Below are 17,542 nucleotides of genomic sequence, written 5' to 3' on the forward strand. Positions count from 1 at the left end.
GCTAGGCGCTCTCGCGGCTGCCGCGGGCCTGGAGCACGCGCGGTGCGGCGTCGCCCTGGACCGACTCGCGCGTCACGAGCACCTTCGTGATGTCGCCGTCCGACGGCACTTCGAACATCACCGGCCCGAGGATGCCTTCGAGGATCGCGCGCAGACCGCGTGCGCCCGTCTTGCGCTCCACGGCCAGCTCGGCGATCGCCTCCAGCGCCGCCTCCTCGAACTCGAGGCTCACTCCGTCGAGCTCGAACATGCGCTGGTACTGCTTCACCAGTGCGTTCTTCGGTTCGGTGAGGATGCGCGTGAGCGCCTCCACGTCGAGCGGATCGACCGTGGCCACGATGGGCAGGCGCCCGATGAACTCGGGAATCAGGCCGAACTTGTGCAGATCTTCGGGCTGCACCTGCGCGAACAGCTGGTCGTCGTTGCGCTTGCTCGAGACGGGCGCCCCGAACCCGATGCCGCCCTTGCCCAGACGCGATCCGACGATCTCCTCGAGGCCGGCGAACGCGCCCGCGACGATGAAGAGCACATTCGTCGTATCGAGCTGGATGAACTCCTGATTCGGGTGCTTGCGCCCGCCCTGCGGAGGGATCGACGCGACCGTCCCCTCGAGGATCTTCAGGAGCGCCTGCTGCACACCTTCGCCCGACACATCGCGCGTGATCGAAGGGTTCTCCGCCTTGCGTGAGATCTTGTCGATCTCATCGATGTAGATGATGCCGGTCTCGGCGCGGGCGACGTCGAAATCGGCGGCCTGCAGCAGCTTCAGCAGAATGTTCTCGACGTCTTCGCCGACGTACCCCGCCTCCGTCAAAGCCGTCGCATCGGCGACCGCGAACGGCACCCCGAGCTGTCGTGCCAGCGACTGTGCCAGATAGGTCTTGCCGCACCCGGTGGGGCCGATGAGCAGAATGTTCGACTTCGCGATCTCGACCTGCTCGGAGGCGACCTCCGCGCTCGCGAGTGACGAGAGCGCGCGCACGCGCTTGTAGTGGTTGTAAACGGCAACGGCGAGCGACTGCTTCGCGCGATCCTGCCCGATCACGTACTGGTCCAGGAAATCGGCGATCTCGCGCGGCTTGTGCAGGGTGAAGTCGGAGGACTCCCCCGTCTGGTGCTCGGCGAGGCGCTCTTCGATGATCTCGTTGCACAGCGCGACGCATTCGTCGCAGATGTAGATCTGCGGGCCGGCGATGAGCTGCTGCACCTGCTTCTGCGATTTGCCGCAGAAGGAGCACTTCAGCAGCTCGCTGCTTTCGCCGATCTTCGCCATGCGGAGCTCCTTCACCTAACTCGGTCTGATCCGTGTCTTCGAGACTAGCGGGAGCCTCCGACATTGATGGACGGCGCGCCGGGGCCCCGGAGTCGCCCCCGGGGCCCCTGGCGGCTACTTCGCGATGACCGGCTGCGGGTTCTTCCGACTCGTCAGCACCTGATCGACGAGGCCGTACTCGAAGGCCTCCTGCGCGCTGAGAATCTTATCGCGATCGATGTCGCGATTCACCTCTTCGATGCTGCGCTTCGAGTGCTTCGACAGCGTCTCCTCGAGCCACTCGCGCATGCGGAGGATCTCGCGGGCCTGGATCTCGATGTCCGAGGCCTGGCCGTGGCCGCCCTGGCCGCTCGACGGCTGATGGATCAGCACGCGGGCGTTCGGCAGGGCGAGGCGCTTGCCCGGCGTGCCGCCCGCGAGCAGCACCGCGGCCGCGGAGGCCGCCTGACCGAGGCAGACCGTCTGCACGTGCGGTCGGATGTACTGCATCGTGTCGTAGATCGCGGTCATCGCGGTGAAGGAGCCGCCAGGAGAGTTGATGTACATCGTGATGTCGCGCTCGGGATCCTGGCTCTCGAGTACGAGCAGCTGCGCCATCACGTCGTCCGCCGAGGCGTCGTCGACCTGCACGCCGAGGAAGATGATGCGATCCTCGAAGAGCTTCGCGTAGGGATCCTGTCGCTTGTAGCCGTAAGCGGTGCGCTCCTCGAACGAGGGCAGCACGTAACGGGCGTCGGGCATCTGGAGGCCCGACCCGCCGGCCTGAGGGATGAGAGGAGTATTCATCGAATCAGTTGCTTCCTGTTCGTCGGATTAGTTGCTGGTACCGCCGCCGCCGACGACATCGGCAGCCGAATCGCGGATGAAGTCGATGAAGCCGTACTCGAGCGCCTCATCTGCGGTGAACCAGCGGTCGCGGTCGCCGTCTTCGTTGATCTGCTCCACCGTCTTCCCCGTCTGCGCCGCAGTGATCTCGGCGAGGCGGTTCTTCATGGAGGTGATGAGCTGCGCCTGGGTCTGGATGTCGCTCGCCGTGCCGCCGAAGCCGCCGTGCGGCTGATGGAGCAGCACGCGGGCGTTCGGGGTGATGTAGCGCTTGCCCTTGGTGCCGGCCGTGAGCAGGAACTGGCCCATGGAGGCGGCCATTCCGATGCCCACCGTGACGATGTCGTTGGGCACGAACGACATCGTGTCGTAGATCGCCATACCCGCGGTGATCGAGCCGCCGGGCGAGTTGATGTACAGGTAGATGTCGGCCTCGGGATCCTCTGCGGCGAGCAGCAGGATCTTGGCGCAGATCTCATTCGCGTTGTCGTCACGGACCTCGGAACCGAGCCAGATGATACGGTCCTTCAGCAGTCGTTCGAACACGCTGTTCGGTGGCGTCTGTTCAGCCATGCGGCGCTCCATTCGTTGTTGCTTGGTTCGAGCGTACCGAGTCGGTGCCGCGTCGGGAGCCGTGTTCGCCGTGGGCGCATGGGCGCCGAAAGCGAAGATCCCCCGCCTCGAAACCGAGACGGGGGATCTGCGCGGAGCGAGCGGACTTACTTGCCCGCCTCCTCTGCCTCAGCGGCAGCCTTCTTCGCGGCGCGCGTCGCGGCAGCCTTCTTCGCGGCTGCCGAGCGCGCGGCCTTCTTGGCGTCCGCGTCGTCGTCAGCCGCCGAGTCGCTCGGCGCCTCCGACTTCTTCGCCGACGACTTCTTCGCCGCGGGCGCCTCGGCCTGCTGCGCATCCGCTGCGGACTCGGCCTCGGCCTCATCAGCGCCCTCGGCGTCCTCATCGGAGTCGACCGCGGTGAACTCGGTCAGATCGACCGCGTTCCCGTCCTGATCGACGACCTCGGCCTGCGACAGCGCGACTGCGAGCGCCTTGTTGCGCGTGACCTCACCGAGGATGATGCCCATCTGGTTGCCCTGGCTGATCGCCTGGAGGAACTGGGTGGGCTCCATACCGTACTGCTGCGCCGACTGGAAGATGTACTGCGAGAGCTCGTTCTGCGTCGGGGTGACGCCCTCTGCCTCGACGATCGCGTCGAGCAGCAGCTGCAGCTGGATCTGCTCCTCCGACGACTTGCGCACCTCTGCGCGGTGCTCGTCGTCCTCCAGGCGGCCCTCGCTCTCGAGGTGACGGTGCACCTCCTCCTCGACGAGCTCCTCGGAGACGGGGATGCCGGCCTGCTCGATGAGCGTGGCGGTGAAGAGATCGCGCGCCTGCTGGCCCTGTGCGAAGACCGCGGCCTTCGCGGCCTGATCCTTGAGGCTCTCGCGGAGCTCGGCGATCGTGTCGAACTCGCTGGCCAGCTGGGCGAACTCGTCGTCGGCCTCGGGCAGCTCGCGCTCCTTGACCGCGGTGAGCGTCAGCTCGACCTCGGCGTCGCGGCCCTCGTGCTCGCCGCCGAGCAGCTGCGACGTGAAGGTCGTCGTCTCGCCCGCGGTGAGCGTCTCGACCGCCTCATCGGTGCCCGCGAGCAGGTTGCCCGCGCCCACCTCGTAGGAGACGCCGCTCGCCTGGTCGACCTCGGCGCCGTCGATCGTCGCGGTCAGGTCGAGCTCGACGAAATCGCCGGTCTTGGCGGGGCGGTCGACGGTCACGAGGGTGCCGAAGCGCTCGCGCAGCTTCGTCAGCTCGGCCTCGACGGCGTCATCGTCGACGTCGACGTTGTCGACGGTCAGCTTGAGGCCCGCGTACTTGGGCAGCGTGAACTCGGGGCGCACCTCGACCTCGAACGCGAGCACGAGCGTGCTCTTCGGATCCTTCGCCTCGGGCCACTGCTCGACGTCGGCGGTGGGGCGGCCCATCGGGCGCTCGTCCGCTTCGGCGAGAGCCGCCTGGTAGAAGTCGTCGAGCGAGCTGTTGACCGCTTCCTGGATGACGGCCTCGCGGCCGACGCGCTGATCGATGATCGGGGCCGGAACCTTGCCCTTGCGGAAGCCGGGCACCGACACCTGCTCGGAGATGGTCTGGTACGCCCGCTTGAGGTAGGGCTCCAGCTCGTCGAGCGTGACTTCCACGCTCAGCTTGGCGCGGGTCGGAGTGAGCTTCTCAGCTGTCGTCTTCGGCAATTTGGCCTCTCATCATCTGGATGTCGTTCGGATGCCGGTTTCGGGCCGGCGGACCCTGGTCGGGGCGACAGGATTCGAACCTGCGACCTCCCGCTCCCAAAGCGGGCGCTCTAGCCAAGCTGAGCTACGCCCCGGAAGACCGGGAATTCCGTCACGGTGGCGCGAGCACGCGCACAACCCGAGCAAGTCTAGCCGATGTGCGCACCGCCGCGCTGCAGACTCGGCGGAGGCGCGAAACCGTGTCGACCGCCGCGGCGACCGCCGACAACGCAACAGGCCCCGCCGGAGCGGGGCCTGTATTCGGAGGGGATGACGGGAATCGAACCCGCGTAATCAGTTTGGAAGACTGAGGCTCTACCATTGAGCTACATCCCCGAACTGCGTGCAGCGCGCGGTGCCGAAGCACCTCGTCGATCATACTGCATCGACCGCGGCCGTACGAACCGGCGGTCATTCGGCGCGTGTCGCCTCACGATGACGCGCAGTGGTCTCGAGGTAGCGCGCGGAGTTCATGCGCACGGCTTCCCGATCCTCGTCGCGCAGTTCCCTGACCACCCGCCCCGGTACGCCGACGACGAGCGAATGCGGGGGCACGACCATGCCCTGCGGAACCACGGCACCCGCCGCGACGAGGCTCCCCGCCCCTACGACAGCGCCGGTGAGCACGGTGGCGTGCATGCCGATCAGGCAGCCGCGCTCGATCGTCGCGCCATGGATCATCGCGAGGTGGCCCACCGACACGTCGTCCCCGATCACCGCGGCGTCGCCCCGCTGAGTGTGCACGACCGCGCCGTCCTGAATGTTGCTGCGCTCCCCCACCCTGACGGAGTCGGAGTCGCCGCGCAGCACCGCGTTGTACCAGACGCTCGACTGCGCCCCGATGCGCACATCGCCGGCCACGACGGCGCCGGGGGCGATCCACGCGCTGGCGTCGATCTGCGGGGCGCCGTACGGCGGCACGTCGATCACGCGCGCTCCCTCGAAGTACGGTACGTCATTCGTCGTCATAGCGCCTCCTGCGATCGTGGGCGGGGAAACGAAAAAGCCCCTACCGCAAGGGTAAGGGCTTCACTCGCTCCCCCGGCTGGGCTCGAACCAGCGACATCCTGATTAACAGTCAAGCGCTCTGCCAACTGAGCTACAGGGGATCATTGCGATTGCAACGCACTTAGGTTAGCAAGCTCCGAAGGGCGTGTGCAAATCGGCGCGATTCCGGTGATTCTCCACCCGCGCGCGACTATTCCTCCGCGATTTCGTCGTACGCCGTGGCCCGCAGCGCCTGCGCCAGACGCTGCACGTACCCGTGATCCGCGTTGCGGAAGATCTCATTGATGTCGCCCCGGCCGACCAGTCGACCCTGCTGCATGACGAGCACCTCCTCCACGAGCGCCTCGAGCATGCCGATGTCGTGGCTGATGAGCAGCATCGTCGCCCCGCTGCGCTCCCGGTACCAGCGCAGCAGCTCTACGATCTTCGGCCGATTGTTCGCGTCGACGCCCAGGGTGGGCTCGTCGGCGATGAGCAGCCGGGGATCGAGCATCAACGAGCGCATCACCGCGACCCGCTGGCGCTGCCCCTTCGACAGCTCGTACGGATACTCCTGCAGCTTCGCGAGCGGCAGGGCGACGATGTCCATCATCTCGGCGATGCGCTCGCCGAGCTCGTCGCGATCGAAGTGCTTGCTCCGCTCCACGATCGGCTCGAACAGGATGTCGCCGACGTTGAGCTCGGGGGTGAGGGTCGCCCCGGCGTCCTGCGCGAGGTGCCCGACGTACGCGGTCAGGCGCGCACGACTGCGCCGCCACAGGCGCCGCATCGGAACATCCATCACCGTCGCCTCGCCCCCGGTGAGGCGGATCCGGCTCGACTTCTCCGTCGCGTCCGGGCCGCGCCCGGCGAGGAACTTCGCCAGTGTCGACTTGCCCGAGCCGCTCTCGCCCAGCAGGGCGAAGACGTCGCCGCGCGCCACCTCGAAGGAGAGCCCCTCCACCGCTTCGAACTCGCGCCCGCCCGCGTGCGCCGGATACGAGAGCGAGAGATCGGAGACGCGGATCATGGGATCGGCGTCGACTACGGGGTGGGGCATCCTGAAAACTCCTCGGTGGCTCGTGGGGCGCTCCGGCTGACCAGCAGCCTAGGGCATCGGCATCGCCGCCGAAGGAGCGCGCCCGGCACGGCGCTCATTCGGTGCGCAGACTGCGTCGGGCAGACTCGAGCGCGACGAGCTGCTGCTGAATCTGGCGCGCGCGGGGGTCGGCGGAGTCGCCGATGCGCTGATGCCGGGCGAGCAGCTCGCGCTTGAGCTCCACGAGATCGCGGTCGAGCAGGGAGACCACCACGTCGCGCGCGTACGCGGCGAGCTGATCGGGATTGCGCTGCGGCATGGGCGCCATCCCGAGCTCGCGGATGAGCCCGTGGTGCGTCTCCGGCGCAGCCCCCAGCACCGCATCCCACCACGTCGGCGCGCCGAGCGTCGGCAGGGCCGCGCCGATCGCATCGCGCACGACGCGGAGATCGGGATCCATCACCTGCGCCGTCACGGCCTGCTCCAGCAGTTCCGCGCCCACCGACGCTCCCTGCTGCAGCATGGCCATGAGCGCGTCGCGCTCCAGCCAGGTCGTCGGGGTGTTGCGCAGCGTCGACAACCCGATGCGGCGGGCCGGCGACGGCTCCCCCGAGGGGCCCGGGTGGCCACGGCCGACCTCGGGCGAGCGCGTCGGTTCGCTCGGCTGGCCGGGTGCCTGGCGCCCCCCGCGCTGCTCGCCGCGCGGAGCGCGTTCGGCCGCTCGCACCGCCTGCTGCACCTCCGCGAGCTCCGACCCGAGCATGCGCGCCAGTTCACGCGTGTAGCCCGGGCGCAGCGACGGATCCTTGATCTGGGCGATGATCGGCGCCGCCTCCCGCAGTGCCGCGACCCGCCCCTCCACGCTGTTGAGGTCGAACCGCGCGATCGACTGCCGCAGAGCGAACTCGAAGAGCGGCACCTTGCGAGTGAAGAGCTCCCGCACCGCCTCATCGCCCCGATGCTGGCGGAGGTCGGAGGGGTCGAACCCCTCGGGCGCGATCGCGACGTACGTCTGCGCCGTGAAGCGCTTCTCCTCGCTGAAGGCCCGCAGCGCCGCCTTCTGGCCCGCCTCATCGGGGTCGAACGTGAAGACGACCTCCGCCGCGGAGTCGTCGCCCATCACGCGCCGCAGCACCGCGATGTGGTCCTTGCCGAACGCGGTGCCGCAGGTCGCGACCGCCGCCTCCACCCCTGCCAGGTGGCACGCCATCACATCGGTGTAGCCCTCCACCACCACGGCGCGCTTGCCCCGCGAGATCGCGCGCTTCGCGAGATCGAGACCGTAGAGCACCTGCGACTTGTGATAGACGGGCGACTCGGGCGTGTTCAGGTACTTGGGCCCGTTGTCGTCGTCGTACAGCTTGCGCGCGCCGAAGCCCAGCGTCTGCCCGCTCGTATCGCGGATCGGCCAGACGATGCGGCCGCGGAAGCGATCGTAGGCGCCCCGCTGGCCCTCGGACGCGAGCCCCGACTGCACCAGCTCCTGCGGCGTGTACCCCAGGCCGCGCAGGTGACCCGTCATCCCATCCCACCCGCGCGGCGCGTAGCCCACGCCGAAGCGCTCGCAGGCGGCCTCGTCGAAGCCGCGCTGCGTGAGGAACTCGCGAGCGGGGGCCGCCTCCGCTCCCGCGAGTTGCGCGACGAAGAACTCGGCCGCCGCGGTGTTCGCCGCGAGCAGGCGCGCTCGATTCGGCCCCTCCTCGCGCGAGAAGCTCCCCTCCTCGTAGGTGAGGGCGTAGTGGATCCGGGCCGCGAGGCGCTCCACCGACTCCGCGAAGGTGAGATGGTCCATGCGCTGCAGGAAGGTGAACGCGTCGCCCGACTCCCCGCACCCGAAGCAGTGGTAGTAGCCGAGCGCCGGCCGCACGTGGAAGCTCGGGCTCCGCTCGTCGTGGAACGGGCACAGCCCCTTCATCGAGTCGATCCCGGCGTTCTTGAGCGTGACGTAATCGCCCACGAGGTCGGCGAGGTTCGTGCGACGCTTCACCTCCTCGATGTCGCTCGCACGAATTCGACCTGCCATAGCTGCACAGTCTACCGACCCCCGTCGGTCGAGCGACGCGGTGGCGCCGCTGCCGCTGGCGCGAAACGCGATGCGTTTCGCCTAAACCAGGCGACGCGGTGGCGTCGCTGCCGCTGGCGCGAAACGCGATGCGTTTCGCCTACACCAGCGGCACATCGCAGAGCCGCTTGTGCCACGCGATCGCCGACTGATCGGTGAGCGAGGCGACCTGGTCGACGACCGCCCGGCGACGGTCGGCATCGCTGCTCGCGGCGCGGAAGTCGGCGGCGAACGCGGGCTCGAGCTCGCGCTCGCCCGAATCCCAGAGCACCTCGAGCAGTTCGGCGAGCAGCTCGCGCTGCCTGCGGTACGTGGGCTGCCGTCGGCCGCTCGCCATGACGAACGCCGCCACGATCCCCTTCAGCACGGCGATCTCGGCGCGAATGCCGCGCGGCACGATGATCGATGCACCGTAGCGGGCCAGCGGCGCGCCATCTGCGGCCTCCAGCGTCGCGCCGATCGACGCGCGGGCGAAGCGACCGATCATCTCGCTGGTGAAGTTCTTGAGCTGCGCCTGGTGCGCACGGCTCTCGTCCCAGCGCGTCAGCCACGTCTCGGACTCGGCGATGCGATCGTACGCGGCGCCGAGCTCGTCGCTCGAGAACGAACCCCCCGCCCACTCCGACACCGCGCGGATCAGGGAGTCGTGGCCCGAGCGCGACGTCAGAATCTCGGGATCGATGAAGCCGCTGACCACCGCGTCCTCGAAGTCGTGCACCGAGTAGGCGATGTCGTCGGAGAGATCCATCACCTGCGCCTCGGCGCACTTCCGGCGCTCCGGCGCTCCGGCGCGCAACCAGGCGAACACGGGTGCGTCATCGGCGAAGTAGCCGAACTTCATGCTGCCCGGCTCGGCCTCGTCCAGGCTCCACGGGTACTTGCAGCTCGCATCGAGCGTGGCGCGCGTGAGGTTCAGGCCGACGCTCGTGCCGTCGGGCGTGAAGCGCTTCGGCTCGAGTCTGGCGAGCACTCGCAGCGTCTGCGCGTTCCCCTCGAAGCCGCCGGCGTCGGCCGCCCACTCGTTGAGCGCCTTCTCGCCGTTGTGCCCGAACGGCGGGTGCCCGAGGTCGTGGGCCAGGCACGCCGTATCGACGACATCCTGCGCGAGCCGCAGCGAGACTGCGAGTTCCCGGCCGATCTGCGCCACCTCGAGGGAGTGTGTGAGCCGATTGCGCGCGAAGTCGATGCCCGCCGTGGGGCTGAGCACCTGGGTCTTGGCGGCGAGGCGCCGCCAGCCGCTCGAGTGCAGCACACGGGCGCGGTCGCGCGCGAAATCGCTGCGCGAACCCGAGTGCGACTCGGCGACGAAGCGCTCGGCGTCCTCCGGCCCGTACCCGGCGGGGAGCCCGGCCTCAGCCACCCGAGTCGTCTCGCTCGGCCTGCGCCAGATCGGCGTAGTCGATGCTCTCGCTCGTGCGGCTCTCGAGCCAGCGATCCGGGAGCACGACCCGCTTCGGGCTGCCTGCGCGCCCGCGCTGGCCCTCGGCGCCCTCGCCCGGGTACGGCAGCGAACCATCCATCGTGGCGAAGATCTCGTCCATCTGCTCGATCGACTCGACCGCCGCCAGCGCCCGGCGCGTATCGCCGCCGACGCCGTAGCCCTTGAAGTACCAGGCGACGTGCTTCCTGATGTCGCGGCAGGCGTGCGCCTCATCGTCGTCGTAGAACTCGACCAGCAGCTCGGTATGACGCCGCATCGCCTCCATGACGAAGCCGAGCGCCGGCTTCGCGATCGCGGCGGCGGCCTCCTCCGCCGAGATCTCGCCGGCCTCCGCGCGGAACGCCGCGGCGAGATCGCCGAAGAGCCATGGGCGGCCCAGGCAGCCGCGACCCACGACGACGCCGTCGCAGCCGGTCTCGCGCACCATGCGGATCGCGTCCTCCGCAGACCAGATGTCGCCGTTGCCCAGCACCGGCACACTCGTCACCGTCTCCTTGAGGGTCGCGATCGAGCTCCAGTCGGCGTGCCCCGAGTAGAACTGGTTCGCCGTGCGCCCGTGCAGCGCGATCGCCGCCACCCCGGCTCCCTCCGCGGCACGCGCCGCGTCGAGGTACGTCAGGTGATCCTCATCGATGCCCTTGCGCATCTTCACCGTCAGCGGAATGTCGCCGGCTGCGCGCACCGCGCCCTCGACGATCGCGCGGAAGAGGTCGCTCTTCCACGGCAGCGCCGAGCCGCCGCCCTTGCGCGTGACCTTCGGCACGGGGCAGCCGAAGTTCAAGTCGATGTGGTCGGCGAGATCCTGATCCACCAGGAACCGTACGGCCTCCGAGACGGTCTTCGGGTCGACGCCGTAGAGCTGGATCGAGCGCGGAGTCTCGCTCTCGTGATGCTTGATGAGGCGGAGCGACGCAGGGGTGCGCTCGACGAGGGCGCGACTCGTGATCATCTCGCTCACGTAGAGCCCTGCGCCGTACTCGCGGCAGAGACGCCGGAACGCGGTGTTCGTGATGCCGGCCATGGGGGCGAGCACGACGGGCACGTCGAGCGCGAGCGGCCCGATGCGCAGACGGGTGTCGTCGAGAGTCTGGGAAGTCATATCGCGTCCATTCTCGCAGATCAGGATCGCGTGGGCGTGTCGACCGCACCGCCGAAGCGGCGATCGCGCTCGTGGTAGATGCCGATCGCCTCCCACAACTGCTGCCGGCCGAAGTCGGGCCACAGCGTGTCGAGGAAGACCATCTCCGCGTACGCCGACTGCCAGAGCATGAAGTTGCTCGTGCGCTGCTCGCCGGAGCTGCGGAGGAAGAGATCGACGTTCGGCAGCTCGGGAACGTACAGGTGGCGCTCGATCGTGCGCTCCGTGATGCCGTTCGGCGAGAGGCGGCCCGCGCGCACCTCCGATGCGATGGCGCGCACCGCATCGGTGATCTCGTTGCGGCCGCCGTAGTTCACGCACATGGTGAGCGTGAGCCCCGTGTTGTGCCGGGTCGCGCGCTCGGAGGCCTGCAACTCGTTGATCACCGACCCCCAGAGCTTCGGGCGCCGGCCCGCCCAGCGCATCCGCACGTTCCATGCGTCGAGCTGCGCGCGGCGGCGGCGCAGCACATCGCGATTGAACCCCATGAGAAACCGCACCTCGTCGGGCGAGCGGCGCCAGTTCTCGGTCGAGAAGGCGTATACGCTCAGGTGCGAGACGCCGGCCTGGATCGCGCCCGCGACGACATCGAGCAGGGCCTGCTCGCCCATGCGGTGCCCCTCCACGCGCGGCAGCCCCCGTCGGTTCGCCCAGCGCCCGTTGCCGTCCATCACGATCGCGACGTGCTGCGGGGGCTGGCCGGCGAATACCGGGGGGTGCTCGCCGGTCCAGTCGACCGGCACGAGCGAGGACGGGGCGCGATGCATGCCTGCCAGTGTAGAGGCGGCGCCGAACCGTCGGCTGCAGCCGGGGTCAGCGGCGCGGCGCGCTGAACGACCGCAGCCCGCGCTCCAGGTGCCACTGCGTGTACGCGGCGGCGATCCCGGCCGCCTGCCCGCGCTCGCGATCCGACGCAGCGAGCGCCGACTCCCAGTCTCCCGAGAGCAGCGAGCCGAGCAGACCGATGCTGCCCGGATCGAGGCGCGGCGAGCCGGGCGTGCGGCAGTCCTCGCACACCACTCCCCCGAGCTGCACGACGACCGCGGTGTGCGGCCCCGGTGCGCCGCACCGCACGCAGTCGACGAACCCGGGCGTCCAGCCCGCGATGGAGAGCGCGCGCAGCAGGTAGCCGTCCCTGACGAGATCCGGCGGGATGCGCGCCGCCGCGAGCGTGCGGAGCGCTCCGACGAGCAGCTCGTACAAGCGGCGCGACGGATCCCCCTCGGCGAGCCGCTCCGCCGTCTCCACGATCACGCTGCCCGCCCGATACCGGTCGTAGTCGGCGCTGATCGACGGCCCGTACGCGCCGAGCGTCTCCGCCTGGGTGATCGTGTCGAGCGACCGGCCCTCGAAGCACTGCACGTCGGCGACCATGAACGGCTCGAGCCGTGCGCCGAACTTCGACGACGTGCGGCGCACTCCCTTCGCCACCGCCCGCAGCAGCCCGCGCTCGCGGGCGAGCATCGTGACGATGCGGTCGGCCTCGCCCAGCTTGTGGGTGCGGAGCACGACGCCTTGTTCGCGGTACAGGGGCACCGCTCCAGTATCCTCCACCCGGGCGAGAGCCCTGCCAGGATTCCGCCCGCGGCGCAACGCCCCCGGCAGTGCTCGGGCCGATGCGGGCGGGTGCGCGACAATGGATCCGTGCTCGACGAGACCTTCCGCATCCCGCTCTACGCCGACCTCGCCGCGGTCGGCGTGGGCAGTCTGCAGGGCGCGCTCTTCGCGGCCGGCTTCAAACGACTCGACCTGCTCGGCGTGGCGATCATCGGCATCTTCTCCGGCGTGGGCGGCGGCTTCCTCCGCGATGTCTTCCTCGGCACCACGCCCGCCGCGTTCGCCGACAACTGGTATCTGGTGGTCGCGACCGGCGCCGCGTTCATCGGCATGCTGCTGCAGCGGCTCCTCGAGAAGGTCGACCCCGTCATCACCGTGCTCGACGCCATCAGCATCGGCATGTTCGGCGCCATCGGCGCGACGAAGGCGCTCGCGTTCGGCATGCCGGTGGTGCCCGCCCTCTTCATCGGCACCGTCTCGGCCGTGGGCGGCGGCGTGCTCCGCGACCTCATGCTCAACATCCCGATCGCGCTCATGCACGTCGGCTCCCTGTACGCGGTCGCGAGCCTCGTCGGCGTCACCGTGCTGCTCGCGCTCCTCGCGCTCGGCGTCGCCGTGATCCCCGCGAGCATCGTCTGCGTCGTGGTCACCGCCCTCGTGCGGCTCCTCGCCGTGCGCTTCGGCTGGAGCCTGCCCGAGCAGCGCGCCCTCAGCCGCATCCGCCTGCGGCGCCAACGCCAAGTGGAGCAGGCCATCGAAGAGGCGCTGCACACTGGCGCGATCACGCTCCCGACGACGATTCCCGGTGCCGAGGACGGCGACGGCCCGCTGCGTGGCCCCGATGCGCCGGATCGCGGCGCCGATCCCGAGCCGCCCCGCGACGGGCGCTGAACCCCTCGCGCTCGCCTCTCCCGCTGTCAGGCGCGGGGCCCGCTGCGGCGCCGACCGGCGCGCGCCTCGGCCTCGCGCCAGGCCCGCTGCGCCGGCGTTTCGCCCGCTGGAGCCCGGCCGCGGGCGGAGCGATCCGCCGATCCGCCGCGCGACAGGTGCCACGCATGCGTGATGGCGAGCGCGAGAGCGTCCGCCGCGTCCGCCGGCTTCGGAGGCGCGCCGAGGCGCAGCAGACGCGTCACCATGGTGGTCACCTGGGTCTTGTCGGCGCTGCCGTACCCCGTCACCTGCGCCTTCACCTCGTTGGGGGTGTAGAGCGCGACCGGGATCCCGCGCCGCTCGGCGAGGAACATCACGACGCCGCTGATCTGGGCGACTCCCATCACGCTCGGCAGGTTCTGCTGCGCGAACACGCGCTCGAGCGCGATCGCGGCCGGCTTCTCGCCGTCGAGCAGGCGCTCGATCGCCGAACCCAGCTGATGGAGGCGGGCGGGAAGCTCCGCCGTCGCAGGCGAACCCAGCACCTCGACATGCTCGAACGTCACGCGCCGACCCGCCCCGGCCGTCACCACGCCGATGCCGCAGCGGGTGAGGCCAGGGTCGATGCCGATGATGCGGGTCATCGCGGCCGGCGACTCACTCGTCGTCGGCGAGCTCGGCCTGCACCTCGGGCGTCAGGTCGACATTCGAGAAGACGTTCTGCACATCGTCGCTGTCTTCGAGCGCGTCGATCAGCCGGAACACCTTGCGAGCGGTGTCGGCGTCCACCTCCACCTTCAGGTTCGGCACGAACTCGACATCGGCCGAGTCGTAATCGATGCCGGAGTCGACGAGGGCGGTGCGCGCGGCGACGAGCTGCGACGCGTCGGTGATGACGTCGAAGGACTCGCCGTGGGGAGCCGCGTTGACCTCTTCCGCGCCGGCCTCGAGCACGGCGGTGAGCACGTCGTCCTCCGTCGTGCCCTCCGCGGGCACCACGATGACGCCCTTGCGTCCGAAGTTGTAGGCGACGCTCCCCGGGTCGGCGAGCGTGCCCCCGTTGCGGCTGAGCGCGGTGCGCACCTCGGCCGCTGCACGGTTCTTGTTGTCCGTCAGGCACTCGATCATGAGGGCGACGCCGTTCGGGCCGTAGCCTTCGTACACGATCGTCATGTACTCGACGGCATCGCCGTCGAGGCCCGCCCCGCGCTTGATCGCGCGATCGATGTTGTCGCCGGGCACCGAGTTCTTCTTGGCCTTCTGCACGGCGTCGACGAGCGTCGGGTTGCCCGAGAGGTCGGCTCCGCCGATGCGGGCGGCGACCTCGATGTTCTTGATGTACTTGGCGAACGCCTTCGCACGGCGCGAATCGATGATCGCCTTCTTGTGCTTGGTCGTCGCCCACTTGGAGTGTCCGGACACGGGGGCTCCTCTTCGATCGTTAGGTGGTGGGGTGGTCTGCATTCAGTCTATGGGGCCGGGGCCGACGCTCACGGACGCGGCCAGGCGTCGGCGAAGAGCTCGCGCACCTCGCCGAGCAGCTGCGGCATCGCCTTCGTCTTCGCGATGATCGGGAAGAAGTTCGCGTCGGACGCCCAGCGCGGCACCACGTGCTGGTGCAGGTGCGCCGCGATGCCCGCCCCCGCGATCTCGCCCTGGTTCATGCCGATGTTGAACCCGTCGCAGGAGAGCGTCGCGCGAGCCACGCGCATGGCCGTCTGCGTGAGCGCGGCGATCTCAGCGGTCTCGGCCGCAGAGGCCTCGTCGTAGCTCGATATGTGCCGGTAGGGGCACACGAGCAGGTGCCCGCTGTTGTACGGGAACAGGTTCAACAGCACATAGGCGTGCTCGCCGCGGGCGACGATCAGCGCGTCCGCGTCGGATCGCTCGGGAGCGGCGCAGAACGGGCAGTCGTGCTGCGTCGGCTGGTGATGATCCGACACGTAGACCATGCGATGCGGCACCCAGAGGCGTCGCAGGTCGTCCGCGACTCCCACGGCGCCGCTCTCGTCGAGCGACTCCGTTCGTTCGTGGGCCGGCGGGAGGTCGGTGCCGTCGCCCCCCGCTACTCCGACCATGCCGTGTCGACCTGTTCGTGTGAGCGGATCGCCGCGGTGATCCGCTCGATCGCCTCATCGACGGGAACGCCGTTCAGCTGCGTGCCGTCGCGGAAGCGGAAGCTCACCGCGCCCGCGGCCCGATCCTCCTCGCCGGCGATGAGCTGGAACGGGATCTTCGCCTTGGTGTGGGTGCGGATCTTCTTCGGCATGCGGTCGTCGCTGTGGTCGACCTCGGCGCGCACGCCGTGCTCCCGCAGCCGGGCGATCACGCCGTCGAGGTACTCGCCGTACTGGTCGGCGACCGGGATGCCCACGACCTGCGTCGGCGACAGCCACACCGGGAACGCACCGGCGTAGTGCTCGAGCAGGATCGCGAAGAACCGCTCCACCGAACCGAGCAGCGCCCGGTGGATCATGATCGGCTGCTTGCGCGTGCCGTCGGCGGCCGCGTACTCGAGCTCGAAGAGCTCGGGCTGGTTGAAGTCGAGCTGCACGGTGGAGAGCTGCCAGGTGCGGCCGATCGCGTCGCGCGCCTGCACCGAGATCTTGGGCCCGTAGAACGCAGCGCCGCCGGGATCCGCGACGAGCTCGAGGCCCGACTCCTCGCCGACCTCGCGCAGCGTTTCGGTGGCGATCTTCCACTGCTCGTCGGAGCCGACCGACTTCTCGGGATCCCGCGTCGAGAGCTCCAGGTAGAAGTCGTCGAGGCCGTACGCGCGCAGCGTCGCGAAGACGAACTCGAGCTGCCGCTTGATCTCGTCCTTGACCTGCTCGTCGGTGACGTAGATGTGCGCATCGTCCTGCGTCAGGCCGCGCACGCGGGTGAGGCCCGAGAGCGTGCCGCTCTTCTCGTAGCGGTAGACGGTGCCGAACTCGGCGAGTCGCAGCGGCAGCTCGCGGTAGCTGCGGGCGCGGGCGCGGAAGATGAGGTTGTGGAACGGGCAGTTCATCGGCTTGAGGTAGTAGTCCTGCCCGGGCTTCACCACATTGCCGTCGGCGTCGGTCTGCTCGTCGAGGTGCATGGCCGGGAACATGCCGTCCTTGTACCAGTTCAGGTGCTGGCTGGTCTCGAACAGCGTGCCCTTGGTGATATGCGGGCTGTTGACGACCTCGTAGCCGTTCTTCAGCAGCTCCGACCGCATGAAGTTCTCGATCTCGTGGCGGATGATGCCGCCCTTCGGGTGGAACACCGCGAGACCCGATCCGATCTCGTCGGGGAAGCTGAAGAGGTCGAGTTCGACGCCCAGCTTGCGGTGGTCGCGCTTCGCGGCCTCCTCGAGGCGCGTCTGGTACGCCCGCAGCTCGTCCTTCGACGGCCAGGCGGTGCCGTAGATGCGCTGCAGCATCGGATTCTTCTCGCTGCCGCGCCAGTATGCGCCCGCCGAGCGCATCAGCGCCCAGCCGTTGCCGAGCATGCGCGTGCTCGGCACGTGCGGGCCGCGGCAGAGATCCTTCCAGCAGAGCTCGCCCGTCTTCGGATCGACGTTGTCGTAGATGGTGAGCTCGGAGCCGCCGACCTCGACGCTCTCGCCGTTCTCGTCGCCGGCCGACCCGCCCTTGAGTCCGATGAGCTCGAGCTTGTAGGGCTCGTCCGCGAGCTCAGCGCGCGCCTCGTCCTCGGTCACCACGCGGCGCACGAAGCGCTGGCCCTGCTTCACGATCTTCTGCATCTCCGCGGAGATGGCCTTGAGGTCTTCGGGGGTGAAGGGCTCGGCCGGATCGAAGTCGTAGTAGAACCCGTCGGTGATGGGCGGGCCGATGCCGAGGCGCGCCTCGGGGTTGATGCGCTGCACCGCCTGGGCGAGCACATGCGCAGCGGAGTGCCGCAGAATGCCGAGCCCGTCCTCCGAGTCGATCGCGACCGGCTCCACCGTGTCCGCATCCGTGATCTCAGCTGCGAGGTCGCGGAGTTCTCCGTTGACGCGCATCGCGACGATCGAACGGTCGGTGAAACGGGAGAAGCCATCGGCCACGGGTGAACTCCTTCGCTGTGGAGGTCGGAAACGGCGGGTGC

The 17,542-nt window shown here is 69.3% G+C and carries 16 protein-coding genes and 3 tRNA genes; 1 reads left to right on the top strand and 18 read right to left on the bottom strand.

The annotated features are described in order from the left end of the window. Position 1: 1 nt before the first annotated feature. From clpX to recO, 14 genes are all read right to left on the bottom strand, one after another. Entirely contained in the window at positions 2–1,273 is a 1,272-nt protein-coding gene (gene clpX, locus BLT44_RS10245; protein ID WP_010157182.1) for an ATP-dependent Clp protease ATP-binding subunit ClpX, read from the bottom strand. Between the two features lie 114 nt (positions 1,274–1,387). Continuing rightward, positions 1,388–2,059, bottom strand: a complete 672-nt coding sequence (locus BLT44_RS10250) for an ATP-dependent Clp protease proteolytic subunit (RefSeq protein ID WP_010157181.1) — start codon at positions 2,057–2,059, stop codon at positions 1,388–1,390. A gap of 27 nt (positions 2,060–2,086) precedes the next feature. Beyond that, positions 2,087–2,770, bottom strand: a complete 684-nt coding sequence (locus BLT44_RS10255) for an ATP-dependent Clp protease proteolytic subunit (RefSeq protein WP_269208772.1) — start codon at positions 2,768–2,770, stop codon at positions 2,087–2,089. Between the two features lie 47 nt (positions 2,771–2,817). Next, positions 2,818–4,335, bottom strand: coding sequence for a trigger factor (gene tig, locus BLT44_RS10260; protein ID WP_010157178.1), 1,518 nt, complete (start codon positions 4,333–4,335; stop codon positions 2,818–2,820). Between the two features lie 56 nt (positions 4,336–4,391). Continuing rightward, positions 4,392–4,469: transfer RNA gene (locus BLT44_RS10265), tRNA-Pro, on the bottom strand. 170 nt (positions 4,470–4,639) lie between these two features. Further along, positions 4,640–4,710, bottom strand: a tRNA-Gly gene (locus BLT44_RS10270). 75 nt (positions 4,711–4,785) lie between these two features. After that, positions 4,786–5,343, bottom strand: a complete 558-nt coding sequence (locus tag BLT44_RS10275) for a gamma carbonic anhydrase family protein (protein ID WP_010157177.1) — start codon at positions 5,341–5,343, stop codon at positions 4,786–4,788. Positions 5,344–5,410: 67 nt separating this feature from the next. Further along, positions 5,411–5,483: transfer RNA gene (locus tag BLT44_RS10280), tRNA-Asn, on the bottom strand. Between the two features lie 89 nt (positions 5,484–5,572). Beyond that, a complete protein-coding gene (locus BLT44_RS10285) occupies positions 5,573–6,421 on the bottom strand; it encodes an ABC transporter ATP-binding protein (RefSeq protein ID WP_010157176.1) in 849 nt (282 codons plus the stop codon). A gap of 94 nt (positions 6,422–6,515) precedes the next feature. Continuing rightward, complete coding sequence (dnaG, locus tag BLT44_RS10290) at positions 6,516–8,423, bottom strand: DNA primase (protein ID WP_010157175.1); 1,908 nt, start codon at positions 8,421–8,423, stop codon at positions 6,516–6,518. A 139-nt stretch (positions 8,424–8,562) separates the two neighbouring features. Then, positions 8,563–9,822, bottom strand: coding sequence for a deoxyguanosinetriphosphate triphosphohydrolase (locus BLT44_RS10295; protein WP_010157174.1), 1,260 nt, complete (start codon positions 9,820–9,822; stop codon positions 8,563–8,565). Continuing rightward, a complete protein-coding gene (gene dusB / locus BLT44_RS10300; protein WP_010157173.1) occupies positions 9,815–11,002 on the bottom strand; it encodes a tRNA dihydrouridine synthase DusB in 1,188 nt (395 codons plus the stop codon). Before dusB ends, BLT44_RS10295 begins: the two co-directional genes overlap by 8 nt. A gap of 20 nt (positions 11,003–11,022) precedes the next feature. Beyond that, on the bottom strand, positions 11,023–11,808 hold the full coding sequence (locus tag BLT44_RS10305; RefSeq protein ID WP_010157172.1) for an isoprenyl transferase: 786 nt from the start codon (positions 11,806–11,808) through the stop codon (positions 11,023–11,025). A 46-nt stretch (positions 11,809–11,854) separates the two neighbouring features. Continuing rightward, positions 11,855–12,577: a DNA repair protein RecO gene (gene recO / locus BLT44_RS10310; RefSeq protein ID WP_010157171.1), complete on the bottom strand. Its 723-nt coding sequence runs from the start codon at positions 12,575–12,577 to the stop codon at positions 11,855–11,857. A gap of 108 nt (positions 12,578–12,685) precedes the next feature. Here recO and BLT44_RS10315 point away from each other — a divergent pair, with 108 nt between their 5' ends. Beyond that, entirely contained in the window at positions 12,686–13,489 is an 804-nt protein-coding gene (locus BLT44_RS10315) for a trimeric intracellular cation channel family protein (protein WP_010157169.1), read from the top strand. A gap of 26 nt (positions 13,490–13,515) precedes the next feature. On the opposite strand, the gene ruvC is transcribed toward BLT44_RS10315, so the two are convergent. From ruvC to thrS, 4 genes are all read right to left on the bottom strand, one after another. After that, positions 13,516–14,112: a crossover junction endodeoxyribonuclease RuvC gene (gene ruvC / locus BLT44_RS10320; protein WP_074690189.1), complete on the bottom strand. Its 597-nt coding sequence runs from the start codon at positions 14,110–14,112 to the stop codon at positions 13,516–13,518. Between the two features lie 13 nt (positions 14,113–14,125). Then, positions 14,126–14,890 (bottom strand): YebC/PmpR family DNA-binding transcriptional regulator, encoded by a 765-nt coding sequence (locus tag BLT44_RS10325; protein WP_010157167.1) that lies wholly within the window; start codon positions 14,888–14,890, stop codon positions 14,126–14,128. Between the two features lie 68 nt (positions 14,891–14,958). Then, positions 14,959–15,546 (bottom strand): HIT family protein, encoded by a 588-nt coding sequence (locus BLT44_RS10330; protein WP_010157166.1) that lies wholly within the window; start codon positions 15,544–15,546, stop codon positions 14,959–14,961. Then, positions 15,534–17,501 (bottom strand): threonine--tRNA ligase, encoded by a 1,968-nt coding sequence (gene thrS / locus BLT44_RS10335; protein ID WP_010157165.1) that lies wholly within the window; start codon positions 17,499–17,501, stop codon positions 15,534–15,536. Before thrS ends, BLT44_RS10330 begins: the two co-directional genes overlap by 13 nt. Positions 17,502–17,542: the final 41 nt, after the last annotated feature.

Source organism: Leucobacter chromiiresistens (assembly GCF_900102345.1).
In the GTDB taxonomy this organism is placed as follows: Bacteria; Actinomycetota; Actinomycetes; order Actinomycetales; family Microbacteriaceae; genus Leucobacter; species Leucobacter chromiiresistens.

What these genes read in the sequence shown, in the direction of transcription:
- BLT44_RS10250 (WP_010157181.1), bottom strand. Translation starts at nt 2,059, where the DNA reads ATGAATACTCCTCTCATCCCTCAGGCCGGCGGGTCGGGCCTCCAGATG.
- BLT44_RS10305 (WP_010157172.1), bottom strand. Translation starts at nt 11,808, where the DNA reads ATGCATCGCGCCCCGTCCTCGCTCGTGCCGGTCGACTGGACCGGCGAG.
- BLT44_RS10275 (WP_010157177.1), bottom strand. Translation starts at nt 5,343, where the DNA reads ATGACGACGAATGACGTACCGTACTTCGAGGGAGCGCGCGTGATCGAC.
- clpX (WP_010157182.1), bottom strand. Translation starts at nt 1,273, where the DNA reads ATGGCGAAGATCGGCGAAAGCAGCGAGCTGCTGAAGTGCTCCTTCTGC.
- ruvC (WP_074690189.1), bottom strand. Translation starts at nt 14,112, where the DNA reads ATGACCCGCATCATCGGCATCGACCCTGGCCTCACCCGCTGCGGCATC.
- dnaG (WP_010157175.1), bottom strand. Translation starts at nt 8,423, where the DNA reads ATGGCAGGTCGAATTCGTGCGAGCGACATCGAGGAGGTGAAGCGTCGC.
- BLT44_RS10285 (WP_010157176.1), bottom strand. Translation starts at nt 6,421, where the DNA reads ATGCCCCACCCCGTAGTCGACGCCGATCCCATGATCCGCGTCTCCGAT.
- dusB (WP_010157173.1), bottom strand. Translation starts at nt 11,002, where the DNA reads ATGACTTCCCAGACTCTCGACGACACCCGTCTGCGCATCGGGCCGCTC.
- BLT44_RS10330 (WP_010157166.1), bottom strand. Translation starts at nt 15,546, where the DNA reads ATGGTCGGAGTAGCGGGGGGCGACGGCACCGACCTCCCGCCGGCCCAC.